Raw genomic sequence first — 7,438 nt, forward strand, 5'->3', positions numbered from 1 at the left:
TCCTCCACCTGCCCCTCCCCAACTCCACCTCGCCAGGGCACACGCTACCGTCAGCCTCCCACGGGCTTCTCGTGAGCCCTGCGAGACTGGGGAACTCGGGCCGCTCGCGTCCGTGAGCGGGTGGACCCTGTGGGCCGCATGTGCCCCCAGTGTGCCCCTCCAGCGGAGCTGAGAACGGGACAAGACGGGAGAAGACGGGATAGGGCGGCACAACGAACCGATGTGAGATCAAGGCGATAGCGGGCAACAGCGCGTCCTGCCTGGGGTTTTCTATCGCCCTGCCTGCGGGTTCGATTCCCGCCATCTCCGCTGAGGGAGGCGTCAAACGCAGACATCCCATATTCCTTCCATCACATTTCGGATGGCCATGGAACCGGGCTCCGCCCACGCGCCGCTCACGTCCCCTTCGCTACCAGGCCCAGCTCCTTCAACCGCCTTCCCAGTGCCCGCTTCGACACCTCCAACTCGCGCACCATCGCGTCCAGGTCGCCGCCGCAGGCCTCGAAGCTGCGGGTGATCTCGTCCGCGCCCAGGTCGCCCGCGGTGCGCAGGTTCGGGCTCTTGTCGATGAGGTCATAGACAGACGGCCGCGGAATGCCGAGCGCATCCGCCGCTGCCTTCAGGTCCCACGCACTCGCCCGCAGCGCGGCCAGCAACTCCGCCTCCGTCACCTGCGAGGGTTTGCGCCGGGGCACGGCCGCCGGGTCGCGGGCCTCCGGCGCCTTCACGGCGGCGACGACAGGCACCACCGCGTCCGGAGGAGCCCCCAAGGCCTCATCGAGCTGTGAATCCAATTGCAGTCGCGCCTGTCCCCGGCTGCCAATCACAAGCTGGCGCGCCAGGTTGCGAAGCTGCCGGATGTTGCCCGGCCACGCCGCCCGCACCAGTCGCGACGCCAGCGGCGCGGGCAGCCAGGGCTCCGCGTGCGGGTCCTCCGTGTCCAGGCGGCCCGCGTCCCCCAGCGCCGCCAGTTCCTCGCGCGCGAAGTGGAAGAACAGCCGGCCAATGTCCTCGCGCCGCTCGCGCAGGGGCGGCACGCGCAGGTCATAGCCCGCCAGCCGGTGCAGCAGCGGCGCCTTGAAGCGCCCGTCGCGGATCTGCTCCTCCAGGTGCGCGTCCGTCGCGGCGATGAGGCGCACGTCCACCGTCACAGGACTGCTCGCGCCCACCGGGTACAACTCCCCCGTCTCCAGCACGCGCAGGAGCATCACCTGCACCTCGGGCGGGGCCTCGCCCACCTCGTCCAGGAACAGGGTGCCGCCGTGCGCGGCGCGGAAGAAGCCCTCGCGGTCCCGCGTCGCGCCCGAGTACGCGCCCTTGTGCGAGCCGAACAGCTCCGACGCCGCCAGCTCCTTGGGAATGGCACCCAGGTTGACGCTGAGGAAGCGCCCATCACGCCGGGTGCTGCGCCGGTGGATGGCCTGCGCCACCAGTTCCTTGCCCGTGCCCGTCTCGCCCCGGATGAGCACCGACACGTCCAGGTCCGCCACGCGCTCGATGTGCTTGCGCAGGCGACGCAGGCCCACGCTCTCGCCCACCATGCCCAGCGTGTCCGCCGCGCCCTCCCCGTCCAGTTCCACCCCATGCAGCAGCACCACCACGCGGCCCGCCAGTTCCAACGCCACGCCGTCCGCCAGCGTTTGCGCCCCGAAGTCGTGCGCGCCGTGAAGCGGCATCCCCGCCAGCACCACGTGCGTGCCGTCCTCCGGCACCACCAACCGCACGCCTCCGTCTCCCGAGGGTGCGAACTCCAGCGGCTTGCGGCTGATGAACGGATCCGCCAGCGGCAGCCCCAGCGCCCCGCCCGGCGCCACGAAGTCCGGCCCGTTGCGAGTCAGCGCCACCGAGCGCCCCGCCGCCACCGCGTCCAGCAGCAGCCGGGTCCCCACCCGGCGCGGCACCGGATGGGACACCACCGTCAGCGCGGGGACGACGCGCGGGGAGCGCCGGGGGCCACCGCGCTCCTGCATCGCGGCCGTGGAGACATCGGCGAGGGGGTCATGCGGCATGACCCCACAACCTACCGCACCCTCCGGGGGCCGAAGTCAGCGCTGGGACGTCGAGATGGAGCCGAGGTCGATCCTGGCTGGCTCGACGCGTCGAAACCCCTGCCGCACCGCATTTTCGAACAATCCCCGACAAGTTCTTGAATCCTGGGAACCTACCGGGTTGAGACAGCCCCGGGCTCACGGGTAGCGTGGTGGGGCATGCAAACTCCCGAACGCCTCGTCTTCCAGCAGAGCTTCGAGGGGCTGATCCGCGCCCTGGGTGACCGCATGGATGAGCCATGCGTGAAGCAGCTGCGCGACGCGGGCATCGACCCTCGCGGGAAGCTGTCGGTGGCCTACCCCCTGGACGTGTGGGTGGAGGCGCTGAAGCTGGCCGCGTCGGTGCTGGCGCCGTCGGAGACCCTGGAGGACGGCGCGGAGGTGGTGGGACGCCGCTTCCTGGAGGGCTACGGGGCGACGCTCATCGGCAGCGCGCTGCTCGCGGGCGTGCGGCTGCTGGGGCCGCACCGGATGCTGGACCGGATGACGCGCAACCTGCGCACGGGCACCAACTACCTGGAGGCGCGGCTGGAGCAGACCGGCCCCACGCGCTACGTGCTCACCTGCCGGCCGGTGGTGGTGGCGGGCTTCTACCGGGGCCTGTTCGCCGCGGGTCTGGAGATGAGCGGCACGAAGCGCCCGTCCGTCGTGCTGATGCGCAGCGCGGGCGACGCGGCCGTGTATGAGCTGTCCTGGACAGGCGACAAGACCACCGAAAAGGCCGCCGAGCCGAGGAGCTGAACGGGCCCTATATTCGGCCCATGCTCCGCATCCCGACTCCCGCCGTGGCGGTGCTCGCGCTGGCCCTGACGTCCGGGGCGCTGGCCGCGAGCGGCAGCCCCCAATTGCAGACGTTCTTCCAGGGCGCGCTGGACAGCCCCGCCTACCAGCAGCAGGCCTTCCAGCGCGTCGCGAAGGTCTGGAAGCAGCCGGGCTCCAAGGGGACCCCGGCCCTGGGGAAGAAGACCATCGTCCAGGCCATCCTCGACAAGGACGGCAAGCTCGTCTCTACCGCCATCCTCACCGAATCCGGCGCGAAGGCGTGGGACGCCGCCGCGCTCGCCGCGGTGAAGAAGGCAGCGCCCTTCCCGCCGCTGCCCAAGGGCTACGCGTCCCCCACGCTGGAGGCGCACTTCCACTTCGCGTGGGTCATCCCACCTGGATGACGACCTTGCCAAAGTGCGCGCCGCTCTTGAGGTGCTCGAAGGCGGCGCGGGCTTCCGCGAAGGGGAAGACGCGGTCCACCGCCGGACGGACCTCGTGCAGCGCGAACGCCCGGGTGAGGGCCTCGAAGGACTGACGGGGGCCCACGAGCACGCCCTGCACGCGCAGGTTCTGCATCAGGATGGGGATGAGGGACACGTTGCCCGCCCCGCCCGTCAGCACGCCGATGAGGGACACGGTGCCGCCCACGCGCACCGCCTTGAGCGAGCGCTCGAAGGTGCCCGAGCCGCCCACCTCCACCACGTGGTCCACGCCCACGCCGCCGGTGAGCGTGCGCGCCGCCTTCTCCCAGTCCGGCGTGGTGGTGTAGTTGATGCCTTCGTGCGCGCCCATCTTCAGGGCCCGCTCCAGCTTGTCGTCGCGGCTGGAGGTGATGATGACGTGCGCGCCGTGCATCAGGGCAATCTGCAGCGCGAAGATGGACACGCCGCCGGTGCCCTGGAGCAACACCGTATCGCCGGCCTTGAGCTGCCCCTGCGTGACGAGCGCGCTCCACGCCGTCACCGCCGCGCACGGCAGCGTGGCGGCCTCCACGTCCGACAGGTACGCGGGCGTGAGCACCACGCCGTCCTCGTGCAGGAGCATCGTGTCCGCGAGCGCGCCGTCCAGCGGACCACCCAGCGTGCTCGTCGTGGCGGCCCGGTTCGGCTCCCCGGACTGCCACGCCTGCGAGAACAGGGTCATCACCCGGTCGCCAGGCTTCACGCGGGTGACGCCGGGGCCCACCGCGTCCACCACGCCCGCCCCGTCTGAGTTGGGCACGAGCGGCAGCTTCTGACGCGGATTGTAGCGGCCCTCCACCATCATCAGGTCGCGCGCGTTGAGGCTCGTGGCCTTCACCCGCACGCGCACCTGGAAGGGTCCGGGCGTGGGGTCCGGCCGCTCCGTGCGCACCAGCTTGTCCAGGCCAAAGGCACCGCGAATCTCATAGGCGTTCATGGCGACAAGTCCTAGCGCGGGCCCGCTCGCGGCGCTCGCCTCGGGACGCGCGGAGCGTTGGAAACCCCACCCCGTCCCGCCGGGCTCACCAGACCTGGGAGGCTCTTTCCTGCTGGACGTGAACCCGCCATCTTCTCCGGGTTTTCCACGAAGAGAGGGTTTCCAACGTGACACGTTTCCTCCGACGTCCCGCGGTCCTCGCGTGCGCGCTCGCCCTGGGGCTCCAGGCCTGTGGCGGCAGCGAGGCTTCCACCGAAGCGGTCTCCCCCCCTGCTCCCCAAGCGCTGGAGTCCCACGCACAGGCGCTCGTGCAGGACGCGGTGCCGGGCGACATCCTCACGGCGCTGCAGGCCCTCCCGGGCCTCACGGTGGTGCGCGAGAACGCGACCCCGCTGCCGGGCGTGCGGCACTTCGTGCTGACGTACGACCAGCCCGCGGACCACCGGCACCCCGAAGGGACCCGGTTCCAGCAGCGGATGACGCTGCTCTTCCGGAGCACGGAGCTGCCGGTGGTGCTGGCCAGCACGGGCTACGGCATCAGCACGCAGCCCTACCAGGTGGAACCCACGTTCCTGCTCCAGGGCAACCAGTTGCTGGTGGAGCACCGCTTCTTCAACGCCTCCACCCCGCAGCCCACGGACTGGAAGCTGCTCACCCTCGAGCAGGCCGCGGCGGACCACCACCGCATCATCCAGGCGTTCAAGCCGCTCTTCCCCGGCCGGTGGATCAGCACCGGCGGCAGCAAGGGCGGCATGACGTCCATCTACCACCGGGCCCTCTACCCGCGTGACGTGGATGGCACGGTGGCCTACGTGGCGCCGAACAGCTACGGCACGCAGGACCCGCGCTACGTGCGGTTCCTCGGCAAGCTGGGCACGCCCGAGTGCCGCGAGCAGATCCGCGTCTTCCAGCGCGAGGTGCTGGCGCGGCGCGCCGAGGTGGAGCCCCTCTTCCAGGCGCGCACCCAGGAGTTCGGGCTGACGTTCGACCTGCTCGGCGTGGACAAGGCGCTGGAGTTCACCGTCCTCGAGTTCGCCTTCGCGTTCTGGCAGTACGGCAATGCGTCGCTGTGCGCTCGGATTCCCGCGGCGGGCGGCTCCGCGGAGGCGCTGGTGGACTTCCTGGATAACGTGGTCGGGCTCTCGTACATGAGCGACTCCGACCTGGACTACTACGCGGCCTATGACTTCCAGGCGGCGACGCAGCTGGGCAGCTACGCGTCCGACGAGCGCCATCTGCACGGCGTGCAGCGCTACCCCGGCCAGTATGACCCCAGGGCCCTCGTGCCCTTCGACATGAAGCCCTACCGGTTCAACCCCTTCGCGATGCCGCTCATCGAGGGCTGGGTGAAGGCGTTCGGGCAGAACATCCTGCTCGTCTACGGGCAGAACGATCCCTGGTCGACGGGGGCGTTCGACGTGCGCGCGAGCAATGACTCGTACCGGTTCTACGTGCCGGGCGGCAACCACGGCTCCCGCATCAGCATCCTTCCCGACGCGGAGCGAGCCGTGGCGCTGGAGCGGCTGGCTGCATGGGCGGGTCTGCCCGCCGCGAGCACCGGCACGCTGGGCCTGAGGGCCGGCGCCGTGCAGTCCGGCGAGGAGTTCGTCAGCACGGGCGTCGTGGACCGCCGCCGCGGGCCGCCGCGCGACTGACGTCAGGACCGTTCGGCTGTCACCTCGCGGGCCACGTCCAGGAAGGCGCGGAACGCGGGGGACACCTGCGCGCGGCTGGGGAAGTAGAGGAAGAGTCCGTCCACCCTCGCCGCGTAGGGCTCCAGCACCAACCGCAGGGTGCCGCGCTTCAGGTGCGGCACCACTGTGGGTTCAAAGGCATACATCAAGGCGAGTCCCGCTTCCGCCATGGAGATCAGCGTCGGCTCGTTGAGGCAGAGCAGCGGACCCCGGACCGGGATGCGCCAGGTCTTCTTGCCGCGCTCCAGCTCCCACGCGTACCGCACCCCCGAGGAGGGCATGAGGATGTTCAAGCAGTCATGCTCCAGCAGGTCCTCCGGACGCTGGGGGATGCCCCTGCGCTTCAAGTACGCCGGGGCGCCCACCACGACGAAGCGGTAGGGCTTCGACAGCCGCACCTGCACCATGTCCCGCTCGATGGACTCGTACGGGCGGATGCCCGCGTCCAGCCCCTCCGCCACGATGTCCACGAAGCGGTCCTCGACGCGCAGCTCCACCTCCACGCGCGGGTAGCGTTCGGCGAAGCGCACCAGGATGGGCGTGACGACGGTGGTGACGGCGATGGTGGGCACCGACAGCCGCACACGCCCCGTCACCTCCCCCGCGCTCGCCGTGGCCGTCCGCAGGGCTTCGAGCGCGTGCTCCACGGAGGGGCCGGCCTGCTCCAACAGGCGCTGGCCCGCATCCGTCAGCGCCACGCTCCGGGTCGTCCGGGTGAGCAGCGGCACGCCCAGCCGTGCTTCCAACTGGCGCACCGACTGGCTGAGCGCGGACGGGGAGATGCCCAGCTCGTTGGCGGCCGCGGCGAAGCTGCGCCTGCGGCCCACGACCAGGAAGGCGTTCAAGGCATTGAGGGGCGTGAAGGCCATTCAGAAGCTTTCCTACATACAGCGTGTGGATTCCATCCGTTTCGCGCGGCGGCCTCCGCACCCATCCTTCCGGGCATCACGCAGCGACCTCATCCCAGGAGCCCCCCATGATTTCCGTTCGCGGCTACGCCACCCAGGACGCCCGCTCGCCCCTCGCCCCGTTCCAGTTCGAGCGCCGCGAGCCCGGCCCGCGGGATGTGCAGTTGGAAGTCCTCTATTGCGGCGTCTGCCATACGGACCTGCACGTGGCCCGGAACGACTGGGGCATCTCCCGCTACCCCGTGGTGCCGGGACACGAGATTGTCGGCCGCGTGGTCCGCGTGGGCTCCAGCGTGACGAGGTTCAGGCCCGGCGACCTGGGCGGGGTCGGCGTGATGGTGGACTCCTGCCGCTCCTGCGAGAACTGCCGGGACGGGCTGGAGCAGTACTGCACCGTCAGCGGCGTGCAGACGTACAACACGCCCCAGAAGGACGGGAAGGGCCACACGCTGGGCGGCTACTCGGAGGCCATCGTGGTGGACGAGGACTTCGTCCTGAAGGTCCCCGCGAACCTGGACCCGGCGGCCGTCGCGCCGCTGCTGTGCGCGGGCATCACCACCTACTCACCGCTGCGCCACTGGAAGGTCGGTCCCGGCCAGCGCGTGGGCGTGGTGGGGCCTGTCTC

Annotated in this window: 7 protein-coding genes; 4 read left to right on the forward strand and 3 right to left on the reverse strand. The window is 70.7% G+C overall.

Going from position 1 to position 7,438, the window contains the following annotated elements; genetic code table 11:
- Positions 1 to 395: 395 nt before the first annotated feature.
- Positions 396 to 2,009 carry a sigma 54-interacting transcriptional regulator gene (locus D7V93_RS33025; RefSeq protein WP_120647169.1) on the reverse strand — a complete coding sequence of 538 codons (1,614 nt, stop codon included), beginning with the start codon at positions 2,007 to 2,009 and terminating at the stop codon, positions 396 to 398.
- 198 nt (positions 2,010 to 2,207) lie between these two features.
- Here D7V93_RS33025 and D7V93_RS33030 point away from each other — a divergent pair, with 198 nt between their 5' ends.
- Both D7V93_RS33030 and D7V93_RS33035 read left to right on the forward strand, forming a co-directional pair.
- Positions 2,208 to 2,789 (forward strand): DUF2378 family protein, encoded by a 582-nt coding sequence (locus tag D7V93_RS33030; protein ID WP_120647170.1) that lies wholly within the window; start codon positions 2,208 to 2,210, stop codon positions 2,787 to 2,789.
- 20 nt (positions 2,790 to 2,809) lie between these two features.
- Positions 2,810 to 3,214, forward strand: coding sequence for a TonB family protein (locus D7V93_RS33035; RefSeq protein ID WP_120647171.1), 405 nt, complete (start codon positions 2,810 to 2,812; stop codon positions 3,212 to 3,214).
- Here the strand turns inward: D7V93_RS33035 and D7V93_RS33040 are convergent.
- On the reverse strand, positions 3,198 to 4,211 hold the full coding sequence (locus D7V93_RS33040; protein ID WP_120647172.1) for a zinc-dependent alcohol dehydrogenase family protein: 1,014 nt from the start codon (positions 4,209 to 4,211) through the stop codon (positions 3,198 to 3,200). The genes D7V93_RS33035 and D7V93_RS33040 overlap by 17 nt on opposite strands.
- Positions 4,212 to 4,378: 167 nt before the next feature.
- Between D7V93_RS33040 and D7V93_RS33045 the strand changes: the two genes are divergently transcribed.
- Complete coding sequence (locus tag D7V93_RS33045) at positions 4,379 to 5,866, forward strand: S28 family serine protease (protein ID WP_120647173.1); 1,488 nt, start codon at positions 4,379 to 4,381, stop codon at positions 5,864 to 5,866.
- 2 nt (positions 5,867 to 5,868) lie between these two features.
- On the opposite strand, the gene D7V93_RS33050 is transcribed toward D7V93_RS33045, so the two are convergent.
- Positions 5,869 to 6,774: a LysR family transcriptional regulator gene (locus D7V93_RS33050; RefSeq protein ID WP_120647174.1), complete on the reverse strand. Its 906-nt coding sequence runs from the start codon at positions 6,772 to 6,774 to the stop codon at positions 5,869 to 5,871.
- A gap of 107 nt (positions 6,775 to 6,881) precedes the next feature.
- Here D7V93_RS33050 and D7V93_RS33055 point away from each other — a divergent pair.
- The coding region (locus D7V93_RS33055) for an alcohol dehydrogenase catalytic domain-containing protein (protein WP_158623917.1) at positions 6,882 to 7,438 on the forward strand (557 nt) is incomplete at its 3' end.

The sequence above is a fragment of the Corallococcus llansteffanensis genome, from assembly GCF_003612055.1.
GTDB lineage: Bacteria > Myxococcota > Myxococcia > Myxococcales > Myxococcaceae > Corallococcus > Corallococcus llansteffanensis.